Here is a 16549-nt window from a genome sequence, read left to right as displayed (position 1 = left end):
GGTCATCAGAAGCCCTCGCGTAGCCATCGTCCGACCTTTCCGAAGTAGCCGTCGGTTCCTGTCCCGACCTGCCGCGTATGCCGCGGTTCGACATGTTCGAGGTGCGCGTATTGCGGATAGACCAGCAGCCCCGTCGGCACCGCGAAGGCGGCGTTCTTGGCCTCGTTGGGAAGACGGCCGAAGCCAAGCGGGCGGCCGACACGCACCGGGCGGTCGAGGATCCGGGTCGCAAGCTCGACCAGCCCCGTCAGCTGGGAGGCGCCTCCGCTGAGGACGACGCGCGCCTTGGGTTCTGCCGCAAAGGGCGAATCCTTCAGCCGGTCGCGGACCATTTCAAAAATCTCCTCTGCGCGGTGCCTGACGATGTTCGCGATGGTGGCGCGGGACACGATCTGCGGAACATCCCGCTCGTTGTCACCGGCCGTCGGAACAGACATCAACTCACGCGCGTCGGACCCGCCAGTCAGCACCGTGCCATATAACGTCTTGATTCGCTCGGCATCTGCAATGCACGCTGATAGTCCGCGCGCAAGATCCATGGTCACGTGATGCCCGCCGAGCGCAAAACCGGAGGCATGGACGAAGCGGCCGCCGGAATAGATCGCGATCGTCGTGGTGCCCGCCCCCATCTCGACCACGGCAGCGCCGAGATCGGCCTCGTCGTCGGTCAGCACCGACAACCCGGCAACATACGGGCTTGCCGCCATGGCCTCGACGTTGAGATGGCAACGCTCCACCACGAGCATCAGGTTCTTGGCCACGGTGGCGTCGGTCGTGACCACGTTCATGTCGACGCCGAACTGCCGCGCCAGCATGCCGCGGGGGTCGCGGATGCCCTTCACGCCATCGAGCGTGTAGCCGACGGGCAAGGCATGCAGCACCGCGCGCCCGTCGCCGGTGGCGTGATGCATGCCGGTTGAGGTCACGCGGCTGACATCGGCCTGGGTCACGGCGCCGCCGCGAATGTCCGAGGTGGCCTCGATCAGATGGCCCATGACGCGGCCGCCGGCGACCGGCAGCAGCACGGACTCGACCCGCACCCTGGCCATGCGCTCGGCCAGCGCGACCGCCTGCCGCACGGCCTGCTCGCATTCGACGGGATCGACGACGGCGCCGGCCTTGACGCCGCGCGACTGGATCTGGCTGTAGCCGATCAGCTCGACCGTGTGGGTGCGGCCGCGCAGCGCGTCGCTCGGCGGCGCCGGCTTCAGCCGCGCGATCATGCAGGCGATCTTGCTGGTGCCGACATCGAGAGAGGCCACAAGCGCGGTGCGCTTCTGGCCCATCGGGCGCGTCTTCGGAGTCTGGCGATCGAAGCCGGTCATGCGTCACCGGCCTTCTTCTTGGACTTCTTGTCCTTGAACAGCTCGTCGTGCGCCTTCGCTGCGTCCTCGGACAGTTGCACCGTCAGGCGGTCCGGCAGCCGCAAGTCGATGGCGACGATGTCGCGTGAGAACAGCCGATCGTCCTGATCGAGCTGGGTCAGGGTGGCGAGCGCGTTGCCGACATCGTGCTCGGGCAGGCGAATGTCGAGGCCGTCCTTGGTACGCAGGTTCCAGCGCCGCTCGCCGACGAACACGGCGGCCTTGGTGACGGCGCGCACCTGCGGGTAGCGGGCGAGCAGCGCCAGGAAATCGCGCGCGCGGCTCTCGGCCCCCTTGCCGACCACCAACGGCAGCGTCAGGAAACGGCGCGAGACATATTGCTCGAGCACGGCGCCGTCATCGGCGATGACCGAGAGGCGGCCCTCCTGCTGCCAGAGCGCGAACGCCTTGCGCTCGACGACGTCGATCTGCAGCTGGTTCGGAAAGAACTTCTGCACCGTGGCGTCGGCGATCCAGGGGTTGGCCTTGAGCCTGTCGCGCACGGCGGCGGCATCGAGGAACAGCAGCGAGGAGCGGCCGGTGACGCCGCCGACGGCGAGGATCTCGTCCTGGGTGAGCTGCTTGCGGCCATTGATCGCCACGGCCGTGATGCGGAAGCCGGCCGCATTGGCCAGCGCATTGCGGGTGTCGGACAGCGCCGCGCTGACGTCCTGGGCGTGGCCGCCCTTGACGATGCCGAGCCAGACGCTGCCGAACAAGAGCACCACGGTCGCCACGGTGCCGAGCCGGCGCGGCAAATAGCGCTCGACGAGCTCGACCACGCGCGGCGGCGCCTCACGCTCGACCATCGGCGCGAGCGCGGCCTGCATCGGCGCAAGATCTCTTCGGGTCGACCGCCGGCCCAGAGGTTGCTTCGTGTATCCCCGCGCGAAGCGGACACGCGGAAGGCGGGCCGAGACATACTCGCGCAGCAGGATTGCCGCGCCAAGGGCAGCGGCTTTCAGGTTCGCTTGAGGCCTCTGCGATCGAGCGAGGCGTCCTGCACCATCCATTGCACGAGCTCATCAAACTGTTGCGCCCGCAGATACTCGCGGACCCGCGCCTGCGCTCCCGGCCGGCCGGACACTGGTGACGTCACGACCCGGCAGCCGAGCACCACTGAGGCGCCAGCGTTAACCTTCGGACGTCCTGGTAAACAAAAAGTAAAATCGGTCCGGAGAGACGAATTTTTTCTCCGATTTATGAGGACCTTGCCTGGAATTCTTAAGCATTTTACAGGTTACAGGAACCATCGGGGGACGCCGGGCCGGGGGACCTCCGGTGCGTCTACCGCACGTTTGATCGGCGACTGCGCCCCTCGGCCAAGGCGATCTGCTGATTGAGGAAATCGACGAAGGCGATGCCCTGTGCCGCGAGCGCCTTGGGATAGAGCGAGGCCGCGGTCAGCCCGGGCAGCGTGTTGGTCTCGAGATAGACGGGGCCATTGGCCGAGACGATGAAGTCGGTCCGCGAATAGCCGCCGCAGGACAGCGCGCGATGCGCCTTGATCGCCTCCGTCTGCAGCGCGGCCGTCACCTCCGGACTGAAGCGGCCGGGACAGATCTCCTTCGTCGCCGCGGCGAGGTACTTCGCGAAATAGTCGAAGGCGCCGTCTGCGGGGAGGATCTCGATCGGCGGCAGCGCGATCAGCGATCCATCGGCCTGTTCGAGCACGCCGCAGGTCGCCTCCGTCCCGGTGACGAAGGGCTCGATCAGATACTCCTCGGTCGCGGCTGCCGCTTTGACGGCAACGAGGTCCTGGCTGGCGTTGACGAAGATCAGCCCGAAGCTCGATCCATCCTTCACCGGCTTGGCGATCAGCCTGCCGTAGCGCGCCAGCGCCGCTTCGGCGTCATCGAGCGCGACGCCCTCGGCCGCCGTCACCCCGCCGAGCACGGCGAAGCGCTTCGCCGCGACCTTGTCGAAGGCGAGGTGCGAGGCGGCCGAGCTCGAGCCGGTGAACGGCACGCCGCGAAGCTCGCACATCAGTTGAAGCTCGCCATTCTCCGCCCGGCCACCGTGGAGACCGAGCACCAGAACCCGATCCTCGGCCCTGGCGCGATCGAGAGCCTCGACGAGCGTCCCGATCCGGGGGCCATCGGCGGTGAACGGCTCCTCGAACGGCTTCGCATGCGCGACCAGCGCCGTGCCACTCGCCTGATGCACCGTGTCGTCGGCCTCCCAGAACCAGAGGTCAGCCTCGGGCAGCGCGGCATGCAGCGCCTTGGTGCTGGCGACCGAGACGAGGCGCTCCTTGTTGGAGCCGCCGAACAAAATCGTGGTGCGCATCAATGTCTTCTCGGTTGATCTCACAACCGCAGTCGCGATTGCGCTGACGTCACTTGAGCAAGCGGGGCGATCAGCTCGCCTTGACTCCGATCCGCTTGATCTCCCACTGCAGCTCGATGCCCGAACTCGCCTTGACCCGCGCACGCACGGTCTCGCCGAGCGTCTCGATGTCCTCGGCCGTGGCATCGCCGGTGTTGATCAGGAAGTTGCAGTGCATTTCGGAAACCTGGGCGCCGCCGACCTTGAGGCCGCGGCAGCCCGCGGAATCGACCAGCTTCCAGGCGGAATGTCCGGACGGGTTCTTGAAGGTCGAGCCGCCGGTCTTCTCGCGGATCGGCTGCGCCGTCTCACGATGCGCCTGCACCTCGGCCATGCGCGCCCGGATCGCCTCCGGCGCCGACGGCGTGCCGCGGAAGCGCGCTGCCGTGAAGATCAGCGACGGATCGGCGCCGCTCGCGCGATAGGTGAACTTCATCTCGGCATTGTTGAAGAGACGGGTCTCCCCGCTGCGGTCGATCGCAATCGCCTCGACCAGGATGTCCTTGGTCTCGCCGCCATTGGCGCCGGCATTCATCCGCAACGCGCCGCCGATCGTGCCGGGGATGCCGAACAGGAATTCGAGGCCGGCGAGATTGGCGGATGCTGCGACCTCGGCCACGCGCTTATCGAGCGCAGCCGTCCCGGCCGTGACGATGTCGCCTTCCGCCTTGACCTCACCGAACGCGCGCGGCGCCAAGCGGATGACGATGCCGGGCACCCCGCCGTCGCGCACGATGAGGTTGGAACCGACGCCAATGACGGTGACCGGCAGATCGGCTGGAAGCCGCCCCAGGAAATAAGCGAGGTCGTTGGCATCGGCCGGCGTGAACAACACCTGCGCCGGACCGCCGACGCGAAACCATGTGAGCGGCGCCAGGCTCTCATTGGCCAGCAGCCGCCCGCGCAGCTCCGGCATTGCGGCTTTGAGGTCGGGGGTGATGTCGAGGAAGGTCATGCGGCCGCTCTCGCATCGTGCCCCGACATCGTCAGGGTCGGCACGCACTCTCCGTTCCCTCCCCCCTTGTGGAGGAGGGTCAGGGAGGGGGGTGAGCCCCAGGCGCCGGCGCTCGTGGTACCCCCCTCTCCACCTCTCCCCCACAAGGGAGGAGAGAGCAGAGTATGCCGTGGAGCTACCAGCTCGCCCAACAATACCGCCCTCATCCCAGCGCCTTCAACTCGCCGGGCAGCGCGTAGGCCCATTGCGTGATGTTGTTGCCGGCACCGAGGCAGACGACGAGATCACCCGGCTTGGCGAGGCCCTTGACGATGCCGGCGAGGTCCGCGGCCTTCGGCAGCGGCACCACGTCGCGATGGCCGTGGGCGCGCAGGCCGAGCACGAAATGGTCGCGATCGACGCCTTCGATCGGGGCTTCGCCTGCCGCATAGACGTCGGCGACGACGACGGCGTCGGCGTCGTTGAAGCAGGTGCAGAACTCCTCGAACAGGGACTGCAGCCTTGTGTAGCGATGCGGCTGCACCACGGCGATGATCTTGCCGTTGGTGGATTCGCGCGCCGCCTTCAGCACGGCCGCGATCTCGACCGGGTGATGGCCGTAATCGTCGATCACGGTCACGCCATTCCATTCGCCGGTGCGGGTGAAGCGGCGCTTGACGCCGCCGAAGCCGGCAATCGCCTTGCGGATGGCCTCGTCGGACAGGCCGAGCTCGCGCGCGACCGCGATGGCCGCCGTTGCGTTCGAGGCGTTGTGCCGGCCGGGCATCGGCAGCGCGATGTCGGCAATCTCGTGCGTCGCGCCGCTCTTGCGATCGCGGAACACCACCTTGAAGCGAGAGCCGCCGCCCATCGGCGTCAGATCGACGAGGCGCACATCGGCCTGCGGGTTGACGCCGTAGGTGATGATGCGGCGGTCCTCGATCTTGCCAACCAGCGTTTGCACCACCGGGTGATCGATGCACATCACGGCAAAGCCGTAGAACGGCACGTTCTCGACGAAGGTGCGGAACGCCTCCTGCACGGCGTCGAAGGTCTTGAAGTGATCGAGATGCTCGGGATCGACATTGGTGACGATGGCGACATCCGCCGGCAGCTTCAGGAAGGTGCCGTCGCTCTCGTCCGCCTCGACCACCATCCACTCGCCGCCGCCGAGCCGCGCATTGGTGCCGTAGGCATTGATGATGCCGCCATTGATGACGGTGGGATCGAGCCCGCCGGCATCGAGCAGCGCCGCGACCATCGATGTCGTCGTGGTCTTGCCATGGGTGCCGGCGATGGCGACGCAGCTCTTCAGCCGCATCAACTCGGCCAGCATCTCGGCGCGGCGGACGACGGGGATGCGCTGGGCGCGCGCGGCCATCAGCTCGGGATTGTCGCGCTTGATCGCAGTGGAGACGACGACCACATCCGCGCCGGCGACGTTCTCGGCCTTGTGCCCGACGCTGACGGTGATGCCCTTCTCGCGCAGGCGTGCGACGTTCGCATTGTCCGAGGCGTCCGAACCCTGCACCGTGTAGCCGAGATTGCACAGCACCTCGGCGATGCCGCTCATGCCGATGCCGCCGATCCCGACGAAGTGGATGGGTCCGATCTCGCGCGGCAGTCTCATGGGGCGTCTCGTCTCAAGGGTTCCGGGCGCCCGGCGGAGGGGCGCGACCGCGAATCATCAGCCCTTCTTGCAAGACATGACCGGCCTGGACAAGTCCGCCCCGGCCGTAAACATCGCCAAATTCGCAGGCGCCCGCCCGATTTTGGCCGATTTTGGCAGCTTCGCGGCCGCGATGGGCGAGCAGTTCCCGCCGGGGATGCCCGCTTCACAAATTGTTAAGCGCGATCCCACGCAAACCCGTCCCAACGGGATACCTGCAATTTTTGCGCGTTCACCGCGTCAGTTCGCGTGGCATGGGTAGTGCCGCGGCCGGCATGCCGGTCGCGCATCTTTCAACTCTTGATGGAGAATCCCCGCCGATGTGCTCGCTGTGTGAACCGCAATCCCCCGTGTTGTCCCGCCGTCGGCTGCTCGGCGGCGGCGCAGTGCTGGCTGCCGCGGCGCTCGGCGCGCTTCCGGCGTTTGCGAAGGAAGCCAAGCAGACGAGCGACATCGCAACACCCCCCAACGCGATCTCGCCGGACGACGCGATGAAGCGCATCGTCGATGGCAACGCGCGCTACGTCGCCGGCAATCTCGACAACAAGGATTTCTCGGCCGGCCGGGCGGCGCGCGCCGCGGCCCAATACCCGATCGCCGCGATCGTGAGCTGCGCCGATGCACGGGTCGCGCCGGAGCTGGTGTTCGATCAGGGGCCCGGTGAGCTGTTCGTGGTCCGGGTTGCCGGCAATTTCGTCAACGACGACGGTCTCGCCAGCCTCGAATATGGCGTCAAGTTCCTCGGCACGCCTCTCGTGCTGGTGCTTGGTCACAGCGGCTGCGGCGCCATCGATGCCACGATCAAGGTGCTCAAGGACGGCACCAAGCTGCCAGGCCACCTGCCCGCTCTGATCAATGCGCTCAAACCCGGCGTCGAGGCTGCGATCGCGAAGAAGCCGCAGGATCTGCTGGCCGAAGCCACCGCGGAGAACGTGCGCAACAACGTCCGGCGCCTGTCGACCGCCAAGCCGATCGTCGGCCGCATGGTCGCCGAGGGCAAGGTGAAGATCGTCGGCGGCATCTATGACATCGGCTCCGGCCGGGTCACGATGATCTGACGCGTCAAGCCGGCCGCAGCGCGCGATCTGCACGCGCGGCTGCGGCCGCGAGCCAGCACACCTGGTGGCAGAACCAGGCCTCCACGGAGGCGATGAAAGCAGGCGTCAGCGTCAGGTGCCGGCGTCCGTCGCCGAAGCGCAGCAGCTCACGCCCCTCCATGGCCGCGAGCAGATTGCGAATATGGGAGCGCGAGACGCCGAGCATCGCCGCAAGCTCCGCCGTCGAGATGTCGACGGCCACGCGCCCGGCGGCGGAACGGGCGACGAGCGTCAGCGCCAGATGGATGCCGCTGTCGTGCTCGTCGGTCCAGGCGAGATCGGGAAATCCCGTCAGGGGCCGGTTGTCGCGGCAGAGCCAGCTCGCACATTGCCGGATCGTCTCCGCGTAGAACGCGGCGTCGTCCTGCAGACGAAGGCTCAGTCCGTCGGCATGCGTCAACCGCGCGTGGCAATCCAGATGCATGGCAAGCCAGCCTCGCAGACCCTCGAGGATGACGGCGCCTGGCACCAGATAGCGGATGCGGGCGTCCCCGGGATCGCGCTCGACGGTCACCAGCGACAGACCGCGCAACAGCGCGACGAACGCCGCCGTCTGCCGCGGACCCGGCAGCCGCATCTGCAGTCGCGTCAGGGTCGGGCGCTCGACCGGCTCGCGCGCCGACATATGCATCATCACGATATGTGCGACGATCTCCGTCGGGGCGCGCTGACCGAACAGTTTGATCATCAGGCGCTGGCCACGCAGGGGCGCAATCAGCTGATCGCAAAATCCGACGAACACGGGCACGAAGGACGGATGGCGTCGCAAACGCATCGGATGATCATCCGCCGCGATGGCGCCCTGGTCAGCGCTCCGGTTCGTCATCGCATCACACTCGATCAACTAGAGCGCCGCCGTCCTGATCACGAGGTCGGCCAGCCGCTCGGCGGCATCGAGCCGCCCGGCCGCGCGCGCAGCCTGGGCCATCGCTGCGAGACGCGTGGGCTCGGCGGCGAGCGCCGAGATCTCGGAGGCCAGCCTGTCGGAGGTGAATTCGCTCTGCACGATCCGGATCGCGGCGTTCGCGTCCGAGAGCACGCCGGCATTGGCAAACTGGTCCTGGTCGATGGCGCCCGGCAGCGGCACCAGGATCGAAGGACGGCCGATCGCGGCGAGCTCGGCGACGGTACCGGCGCCGGAACGCGAGATCACGAGGTGATTGGCAGCAAGCCGCGCCGGCAGGTCGGTGAAGAAGGGTTGCAGGTCGGCATTGATCTTGAGCCGGTCATAGACCGCGCGCACCCGCGCCATGTCCTCCTGCCGCACCTGCTGGGTCAGCACCAGTCGGTCCCAGAGGGCCGGCTCCAGCCGCTCGATCGCGCCGGGCACGATGTCGCTCATGATGCGCGCGCCCTGGCTGCCGCCGACGACGAGCAGCCGCAACGGGCCCGAAGTCTCCGGCGCCACATAGGGCATGGCCGCCGCTTCGAGGATGGCGGGACGCATCGGCGTGCCGACCGTGGTGGTCTTCGCCGAAAGCGCCGGATCGCGGTCGAGCACGCCAGGCAGCGACGTCGCGATCGCCTTCACATGCGCGGACAGGAAACGGTTGGCGCGGCCGAGCACGGCGTTGGCGTCGTGGATCAGGCTCGGCACGCCGGCGAGCCGCGCCGCCAGCAGCGGCGGCACGGTCGGATAGCCGCCGAAGCCGATCACGGCCGCGGGCTTGAGCCGCCGCATCAGGTTGAAGGCCGCGATGGTGCCGCTGCCGAGCAGCAGCGCGGTGCGGGCCAGCGCCAACGGCGAACGGCTGCGCACGGTCTCGCTCGGCACCACGTCGATCATGTCCGGGGTGAACAGGCCGCTGTATCGCAGCGCGCGCTCATCGGTGACGAGACGGACGCGATAGCCGCGCCTGATCAGCTCGACGCCGAGCGCTTCAGCAGGAAACAGATGGCCGCCGGTGCCGCCGGCCGCGAGCAGAATGAGAGGCGCGGTTGAGGTCATGCGCTTGTGTACAGGCAATGTGCGGTCATTGCGAGCCAGGCGGCCTAGGCGTAATTGCGCAGCGCGCCGGCTGCGTCGCCGGCCTCGACCTCCATCCGCGGCCGCTGTCGGGTCAGCGCCAGCATCATGCCGACGCCATAGGCCAGCGACACGATCGAGGAGCCACCGTAGGAGATGAAGGGCAAGGTCATGCCCTTGGCCGGGATCAGCTGCAGGTTGACCGAGATGTTGATGGCCGCCTGGATGCCGAACAGGATCGCCAGACCCGAGGCCGCGAAGCGCGCAAAGCCGTCCTCGGTCGCATAGGCGCGCGACAGCGTGCGGATCACGATGAAGGCGAACAGCGCGACCAGCGCCAGACAGAGGATGATGCCGAACTCCTCGGCGGCGACCGCGAACACGAAATCGGTGTGGCTGTCCGGCAGGCTGCGCTTGGCGATGCCCTCGCCCGGCCCCAGCCCGAACCAGCCGCCGTTGGAGAACGCCTCCATCGCGGTGTCGACCTGGAAGGTGTCGCCGGAGGCCGGGTTCATGAAGCGCTTGATGCGACCGGCGACGTGCGGGACCAAGAGATAGGCGCCGAACAGGCCGGCGGCCGCGGCGCCGGCGAGGCCTGCGACCCAGATCATGCGCATGCCGGCGATGAAGAACAGCGAGCCCCAGACCATCAGGACCAGCATGGTCTGGCCGAAATCCGGCTCCATCACCAAGAGCGACACGAGCATCATCAGCAGCACCAACGCCATCGTGGTCGCCGGCATGTCGGGCCGCCGCGCCGATTCCGAGAACAGCCAGGCGGAAACCACGACGAAGGCTGGCTTCGCGGCCTCGGACGCCTGGATGTTGACGCCGATCAGCGTGATCCAGCGCCGCGAGCCCTTCACCTCCGGCCCGATCGCGAGCGTCAGCACGATCAGCACGATGGCGACCGCGAACACCACCAGCGCGCTGCGCCGGATCTGGCGCGGCGACAGGAACGACACGCCGATCAGCACGATGAAGGACGGCAGCAGGAACAGGACGTGGCGGTTGAAGAAGTGGAACGGATCGAGCCCGATCCGGGTCGCGACCGGAGGGCTGGCCGCCAGCGACAGGATCACCCCGCACAGCATCAAGGCGAGGATGGCGCCGAGCAGCGGGCGGTCCACCGTCCACCACCAGTCGGACAGCGGATTGCGTTCTTCACGGGAGAGCATCGGGCGTCCACCTGAGGCCTTATGAAATCAGCCCATTGGCACCCAGGATGGTTATTGAAGGGTTAAGGATTCCTCCGCTGTCGTCCCGGACAAGCCGTGACGCGCCAGCGCGTCGCGGCGCCGATCCGGGACCCATACGCCGCGGCCATCGTGAACGGACAAAATGCCAACGACCCGCGTGCCTCAAACCGCTTCATGGGGGTATGGGTCCCGGCGTTCGCCGGGACGACACCGGTGTGTGCTGCAGCAGATGCGCGTCGTATCGTTCAAGCGTCCGGCCTGCTGAGCAAACACCGTCATCCTCCGCGCAGAGGAGAATCCAACACACCGTACCGTCGCGATGAAGCTACGCCACCGGCTTCACGCCCGGCAGCGCCTGCACCAGCTCGCGGAAGCGCGTGCCGCGGATCTCGAAGTTGCGGAATTGGTCGAACGAAGCGCAGGCCGGCGACAGCAGGACCACGGCCTCCTTCAGGCCGGAGGCTTCAGCGTCTGCAGCCGCCTGCGCCACCGCGATCTCCAGCGTGCCGGACATCTCGTGCGCCACCTTGTCACCGAGCGTGCCGGCAAACTCCGCGGCCGCCTCGCCGATCAGATAGGCCTTGCGGATGCGCGGGAAGAAGCCCGCGAGGCTGGTGATGCCGCCGGCCTTGGGCTTGCCGCCGGCGATCCAGAAGATGTCGGCGAAGGACGACAGCGCATGCGCGGTCGCATCCGCGTTGGTGCCCTTGGAGTCATTGACGAACAGCACGTCGGCGCGGCGGCCGACCTGCTCCATGCGATGCGCCAGGCCGGGAAAGCTGCGCAGCCCCTGCTGCAGGACGTCCTCCTTGACACCGAGCGCGAGCGCAGTCGCCGCCGCGCAGGCCGCATTCTGCGCATTGTGCTGGCCGCGCAGCGAGCCGATGCCACCGAGCCGCACAACCTCGCTGCGCGCCCCGCCTGAGCTGCGCAGGATGGTCTCGTGCTCGACATACAGCCCGTCAGCCAGCGGATTTTTGACCGAGATGCGCACGACGCGCTTGCCGGCCTGGTCGAGCCGGTCGGCGATCGCGCGCGAAAAACCGTCGTCGACGCCGACGATCGCGGTGCCTTGCGGCTTCACGCCGGCGACGAGGCGCTCCTTCACGGCCGCGTAGTTCTCGATCGTGCCGTGACGGTCGAGATGGTCCTCGCTGACGTTGATCAGGATGCCGACGCTCGGATCGAGCGAGGGCGTCAGGTCGATCTGGTAGGAGGACATCTCGATGACGTGGACGCGGCCCATGCGCGGCGGCTCGAGCGACAGGATCGCGGTGCCGATATTGCCGCCCATCTGGGTGTCGTAGCCGGCGACCCGCATCAGATGCGCGATCAGCGCGGTCGTGGTCGACTTGCCGTTGGTGCCGGTGATCGCGACGAACGGCGCATCCGGCGCGTGCCGCCTGCGCTCGCGACAGAACAGCTCGATGTCGCCGATCACCTCGACGCCGGCCTCGCGTGCCCTGAGCACGCTCCAATGCGGCACGGGATGGGTCAGCGGCACGCCCGGCGCCAGCACCAGCGCGGCGAAGTTCGCCCAGGAGACGGTGCGCAGATCGGCGGTGATGAAACCCGCCTTCGCCGCTTCCGTCATCCGATCGGCGCCGTCGTCGGCCGCGATCACTTCGGCGCCGCCGGCCCGCAGGGCATGACACGAAGCCAGCCCCGAGCCGCCGAGTCCGAACACAGCGACGGTCTTGCCGGCGAATGAGGTGACGGGGATCATGGGAAGAACTCCGTCGTTCCGGACACCGCGCAGCGCTGATCCGCAATCTCGGGATTCCGGGTTCGCGCTGCGCGCGCCCCGGAATGACAATCCATGGCATACGGACCCATCAGCGCAGCTTCAGGGTGGAGAGACCGACGAGCGCCAGCATCACCGAGATGATCCAGAACCGGATCACGATCTGCGGCTCGGTCCAGCCGAGCTGCTCGAAATGATGGTGGATCGGCGCCATCCTGAAGATGCGCTTGCCGGTCAGCTTGAACGACGCGACCTGCACGATCACCGACACTGCTTCCAGCACGAACAGGCCGCCGATCACCGCCAGCACGATCTCGTGCTTCACGGCGACCGCGATCGAGCCGAGCATCCCGCCGAGCGCGAGCGAGCCGGTGTCGCCCATGAAGATCGAGGCGGGCGGCGCGTTGAACCAGAGGAAGCCTAAGCCCGCGCCCAACACCGCGCCGCAGAGCACGGCGAGCTCGCCGGTGCCCGCGACGTAATGGATCTGCAGATAGTCGGAGAACACGGCATTGCCGACGAGGTAGGCGATCAGACCGAAGCTCGCCGAGGCAATCATCACCGGCACGATCGCAAGGCCGTCGAGGCCATCGGTCAGGTTGACGGCATTGCCTGCGCCGACGATGACGAAGGCGCCAAAGATGACATAGAGCCAGCCGAACTTGAAGACGAGGTCCTTGAAGAAGGGAATCGCCAGCCCTGTCGAGGATGGATCGCGGCCGAGGCGAACCAGCGCATAACAGGCGACCAGCGCGATTGCAGCCTCGATCAGCAACCTGAGGCGGCCAGCGAAGCCCGAATGCGACTGCTTGGTGACCTTCAGATAGTCGTCATAGAAGCCGACGAAGCCAAAGCCGAGCGTGACCGCGAGCACGATCCAGACATAGGGATTGAGCGGATTGGCCCACAGCACAGTGGAGACGACGAGCCCCGAGAGGATCATCAGCCCGCCCATCGTGGGCGTACCCTTCTTGCTGATGATATGCGATTGCGGGCCGTCGGTGCGGATCGGCTGGCCTTTGCCTTGACGCAGCCTGAGATGATCAATGATCCAGGGGCCGAACAGGAACACGAACAGCGCGCCGGTGACGACGGCGCCGCCGGTCCGGAAGGTGATGTAACGGAACACGTTCAAGAGCCCGCGAAACACCGAAAGGCTCGGAAACGTATTCGTCAGCTCGATCAACCAGTAGAACATCCAACCCGCCTATGCCGCCTCACCGAGACTAAGCCACGCCAACACGGTTGCTCGTGCGCGAATCCGGTCCAGTCTCTTTTAACCATGATCGGGGCCGGGTGCGAATCGTAGCCCGACGGGAACGATCCGTCCGGCATGACCGCTTCGGCCACCAGTGGAAAACTATCCTTCTGCCGCGCCGCGATATCGCCCGATTTCAACCGACGCCCTGCAACGCCGCGGCGAGCTTCGACACGAACTTGTTGACCCAGAAGATCTTCTTGCTGCCCTTGATGACGACGACGTCGCCCGGCGCGAGCAGCGCCGCGACCCGGCCGGGATCCAGCGTCACCGGATCCTCGTGCCAGCCGAGCCGCTTCGCTTGCGGCAGGCTGTCGAACAGGTGACGCATCAGCGGACCGACGCAATAGACGCCGTCGACCCCGGCGAGATGAGCGACCATCCCCTGATGATAGGCCTGCGCCTCGTCGCCGAGTTCAAGCATGTCGCCGATGATGGCAATGCGCCGCCCCCGCACCGGCCGCGCCTGCAGGCTGTCGAGCGCCGCCGCCATGCTGGCCGGATTGCCGTTGAAGCTGTCGTCGATCAGAACGATGTCGCCGATGGTCTGCTCGACGCCGCGGCCCGTCATGATGCCGACCTGGCCGAGCGTCGGCGCGAGCAGCGCCGGATCGAGCCCGGCCGCCGCGATGGAGGCGAGCGCCGCCAGCGCATTGTGCAGGCGATGCGGCGCCCCCGGCGTCACCGTGAAGGCGACGCGGCGACCGGCGATGTCTGCCGACACATCCCAGCTGTCGCCGCGCGAGGTGTGCGAGAGCTCGCGCACGTCAGTGCCGCCACCGAAGCGGATCACTTTGCCCGTCCATTCCGGCGCAGCGAGATCGGCCGGCAGCACGAGAACGCCGTCAGCCGGCAGCCCGCACGCGATCGAGACTTTCTCTTTCCTGATCGCTTCCAGGCTGCCGAGCTTCTCCAGGTGCACCGGCTGCACGTTGACGACGAGAGCCACCGTCGGCTGCGACAGCTCCGTCAGCCGCGCGATCTCGCCTTTTTGATTCATGCCCATCTCGACGACCCAGACCGAAGCGCCCGGATCGGCATTGCACAGCGTCAGCGGCACGCCCCAGAAATTGTTGAAGCTCGACGGGCTGGCTGACGCTCCGGGATAGGCGGCGATGAACTCCTTGGTCGAGCTCTTGCCGGCGCTGCCGGTGAGCCCGATCACCGGGCCATGAAAGCGCGCCCTTGCAGCGCGCGCGAGCGTCCACAATCCATCGATCAGCGTGTCGTGCACCACGAGCTGCGGCACGGTGATGCCGTCGATCCTGTGCGGCACGATCATCGCGACGGCGCCGGCCGCTTCGGCGTTGGCCGCAAACTCCCAGCCGTCGCGGCTGGAGGCGAAGCTCGACACGAAGCCACCGCTCGGCGTGCCGCTCAGCGCAACGAACAGGCTGCCGGGCTTCACGGCACGGCTGTCCTGCGTCACGAAATCGATCGGGCTCTCCGGATAGTCACCGGCGAGGCCGAGCGCGCGCGCCGCCTCCGCCACGGTCCACAGCGCCTTCGTCATGGTGTCCTCGATGCCAACGCGTCCGCGACCGCTTCGTGATCGCTGAAATGCAGAACATTGCTGCCGATGATCTGTCCGGTCTCGTGGCCCTTGCCGGCGATCACGAGCGCATCGCCGGGCTGCAGCTCGCCAATCGCGACCTGGATCGCCTCCGCCCGATCGCCGATCTCGCGCGCACCGGGTGCGGCGGCCAGGATCGCGGCGCGGATCGCAGCCGGATCCTCGCTGCGCGGATTGTCGTCGGTGACGATGACGCTGTCGGCCCCTTCAGCGGCGATCGCGCCCATCAAAGGGCGCTTGCCGGTGTCACGGTCGCCGCCGGCGCCGAACACGACGACGAGTTTTCGCGCAGCATAGGGCCGCAGCGCGTGCAGCGCCTTGGCAAGCGCGTCCGGCTTGTGCGCGTAGTCGATGAAGATGGGTGCACCATTGTGCTCGCCGACCAGCTCGAGCCGGCCCCTGGCGCCCTCGAGCTGCTCGAGAGATTCGAACACGGCTTGCGGATCGCTGCCGGTGCCGATCGCAAGGCCCGCCGCGACCAGCGCATTCTCGATCTGAAACGCGCCGACCAGCGGCAGGCGGACCGCATGCATGCGGCCGCAATGCTGGATCTGGAGCTGCTGAGCAAAGCCGTCGATTGCAGTGGCCACCAGCCGGATGCCCTCTCCAGCGCCGTCCCCATGCGTTCCCACCGTCATCAGGCGAAGACCGCGTGTCTGCGCCGCGGCGATGACCTCCGGCGAGCACTCATGATCAGCCGAGATCACGGCAGGGCCGCCCGGCGGCACGAGATCGCGGAACAGCCTCAGCTTGGCGTTGAGGTAGTGCGTGATATCAGGATGATAGTCCATGTGGTCGCGCGACAGGTTCGTGAACCCGCCGGCCGAGACCCTGACACCATCGAGCCTGAATTGATCGAGCCCATGCGACGAGGCCTCGAACGCCAGATGGGTGACGCCATCCTGCGTGATCTCGTCGATCTGCCGATGCAGTGCGATCGGATCCGGCGTCGTCAGCGAGCCGTAGACGGTGCGTTTGTCCGACACCAGCCCGACGGTGCCGATGCTGGCCGAACTGTGGCCGAGGCGCTGCCATATCTGGCGCGTGAAGGCGGCGACCGACGTCTTGCCGCTGGTGCCGGTGACGGCGGCAATGGTCGCCGGCTGGCGCGGATAGAACCGAGATGAAGCGAGCGCGAGCGCCCGCCGAGGGTTTGGCAGCGCGATGAATGGCACGGCCAGCTCCGTTCCAGGGCCCGCCGCGCCGGCCACGGCGACCGCGCCGGCCGAGATCGCCGCCGCGATGAAGCGGGTGCCATCGGTCTTGGTGCCGGACAGAGCAAAAAACAGGTCGCCGGGCCGCACGGCGCGGCTGTCCACCGCGAGGCCGGAGATCTCGACAGCGGCGATGCGGGCGTCGAGCGTCGCCTGATCGCCCAGGAGGTCCTGAAGTTTCATCCTGGTTCCGTGCCAGTCCT

The 16549-nt window shown here is 67.4% G+C and carries 14 protein-coding genes; 2 read left to right on the top strand and 12 right to left on the bottom strand.

Going from position 1 to position 16549, the window contains the following annotated elements; translation table 11 throughout:
- Window positions 1-5: 5 nt before the first annotated feature.
- The 5 genes from ftsA to murC all read right to left on the bottom strand — a co-directional run bounded on the left by ftsA (window position 6) and on the right by murC (window position 6256).
- Window positions 6-1325 carry a cell division protein FtsA gene (gene ftsA / locus QX070_RS10290; RefSeq protein ID WP_315736788.1) on the bottom strand — a complete coding sequence of 440 codons (1320 nt, stop codon included), beginning with the start codon at window positions 1323-1325 and terminating at the stop codon, window positions 6-8.
- A complete protein-coding gene (locus tag QX070_RS10285) occupies window positions 1322-2377 on the bottom strand; it encodes a cell division protein FtsQ/DivIB (RefSeq protein WP_315736786.1) in 1056 nt (351 codons plus the stop codon). The genes ftsA and QX070_RS10285 overlap by 4 nt, the downstream gene beginning before the upstream one ends.
- Window positions 2378-2651: 274 nt before the next feature.
- Window positions 2652-3653: a D-alanine--D-alanine ligase gene (locus tag QX070_RS10280; protein WP_315736785.1), complete on the bottom strand. Its 1002-nt coding sequence runs from the start codon at window positions 3651-3653 to the stop codon at window positions 2652-2654.
- A gap of 70 nt (window positions 3654-3723) precedes the next feature.
- Complete coding sequence (murB, locus tag QX070_RS10275) at window positions 3724-4647, bottom strand: UDP-N-acetylmuramate dehydrogenase (RefSeq protein ID WP_315736783.1); 924 nt, start codon at window positions 4645-4647, stop codon at window positions 3724-3726.
- A 202-nt stretch (window positions 4648-4849) separates the two neighbouring features.
- The gene (murC, locus tag QX070_RS10270; RefSeq protein ID WP_315736782.1) at window positions 4850-6256 is read right to left on the bottom strand and encodes a UDP-N-acetylmuramate--L-alanine ligase; all 1407 of its coding nucleotides are present in this window, start codon (window positions 6254-6256) and stop codon (window positions 4850-4852) included.
- Window positions 6257-6323: 67 nt separating this feature from the next.
- On the opposite strand from murC, the gene QX070_RS10265 reads away from it, so the two are divergent.
- Both QX070_RS10265 and QX070_RS10260 read left to right on the top strand, forming a co-directional pair.
- Window positions 6324-6557: a hypothetical protein gene (locus QX070_RS10265; RefSeq protein WP_315736781.1), complete on the top strand. Its 234-nt coding sequence runs from the start codon at window positions 6324-6326 to the stop codon at window positions 6555-6557.
- 58 nt (window positions 6558-6615) lie between these two features.
- Window positions 6616-7353 carry a carbonic anhydrase gene (locus QX070_RS10260; RefSeq protein WP_315736779.1) on the top strand — a complete coding sequence of 246 codons (738 nt, stop codon included), beginning with the start codon at window positions 6616-6618 and terminating at the stop codon, window positions 7351-7353.
- 4 nt (window positions 7354-7357) lie between these two features.
- On the opposite strand, the gene QX070_RS10255 is transcribed toward QX070_RS10260, so the two are convergent.
- The 7 genes from QX070_RS10255 to QX070_RS10225 form a co-directional block, all read right to left on the bottom strand.
- Window positions 7358-8167: a helix-turn-helix domain-containing protein gene (locus QX070_RS10255; RefSeq protein WP_315736778.1), complete on the bottom strand. Its 810-nt coding sequence runs from the start codon at window positions 8165-8167 to the stop codon at window positions 7358-7360.
- A 69-nt stretch (window positions 8168-8236) separates the two neighbouring features.
- Complete coding sequence (murG, locus tag QX070_RS10250; RefSeq protein ID WP_315736777.1) at window positions 8237-9340, bottom strand: undecaprenyldiphospho-muramoylpentapeptide beta-N-acetylglucosaminyltransferase; 1104 nt, start codon at window positions 9338-9340, stop codon at window positions 8237-8239.
- Window positions 9341-9384: 44 nt separating this feature from the next.
- Window positions 9385-10536 carry a putative lipid II flippase FtsW gene (gene ftsW / locus QX070_RS10245; RefSeq protein ID WP_315736776.1) on the bottom strand — a complete coding sequence of 384 codons (1152 nt, stop codon included), beginning with the start codon at window positions 10534-10536 and terminating at the stop codon, window positions 9385-9387.
- Between the two features lie 346 nt (window positions 10537-10882).
- Window positions 10883-12283, bottom strand: a complete 1401-nt coding sequence (murD, locus tag QX070_RS10240; protein ID WP_315736775.1) for a UDP-N-acetylmuramoyl-L-alanine--D-glutamate ligase — start codon at window positions 12281-12283, stop codon at window positions 10883-10885.
- Window positions 12284-12392: 109 nt separating this feature from the next.
- The gene (mraY, locus tag QX070_RS10235) at window positions 12393-13499 is read right to left on the bottom strand and encodes a phospho-N-acetylmuramoyl-pentapeptide-transferase (protein ID WP_315736774.1); all 1107 of its coding nucleotides are present in this window, start codon (window positions 13497-13499) and stop codon (window positions 12393-12395) included.
- A 196-nt stretch (window positions 13500-13695) separates the two neighbouring features.
- Entirely contained in the window at window positions 13696-15072 is a 1377-nt protein-coding gene (gene murF, locus QX070_RS10230) for a UDP-N-acetylmuramoyl-tripeptide--D-alanyl-D-alanine ligase (RefSeq protein ID WP_315736773.1), read from the bottom strand.
- Window positions 15069-16529: a UDP-N-acetylmuramoyl-L-alanyl-D-glutamate--2,6-diaminopimelate ligase gene (locus tag QX070_RS10225; RefSeq protein WP_315736772.1), complete on the bottom strand. Its 1461-nt coding sequence runs from the start codon at window positions 16527-16529 to the stop codon at window positions 15069-15071. The genes murF and QX070_RS10225 overlap by 4 nt, the downstream gene beginning before the upstream one ends.
- Between the last annotated feature and the right edge of the window lie 20 nt (window positions 16530-16549).

It is taken from the genome of Bradyrhizobium sp. SZCCHNR1093 (assembly GCF_032381175.1).
GTDB lineage: Bacteria > Pseudomonadota > Alphaproteobacteria > Rhizobiales > Xanthobacteraceae > Bradyrhizobium.
This window is presented reverse-complemented; position numbering and strand designations above follow the sequence as displayed.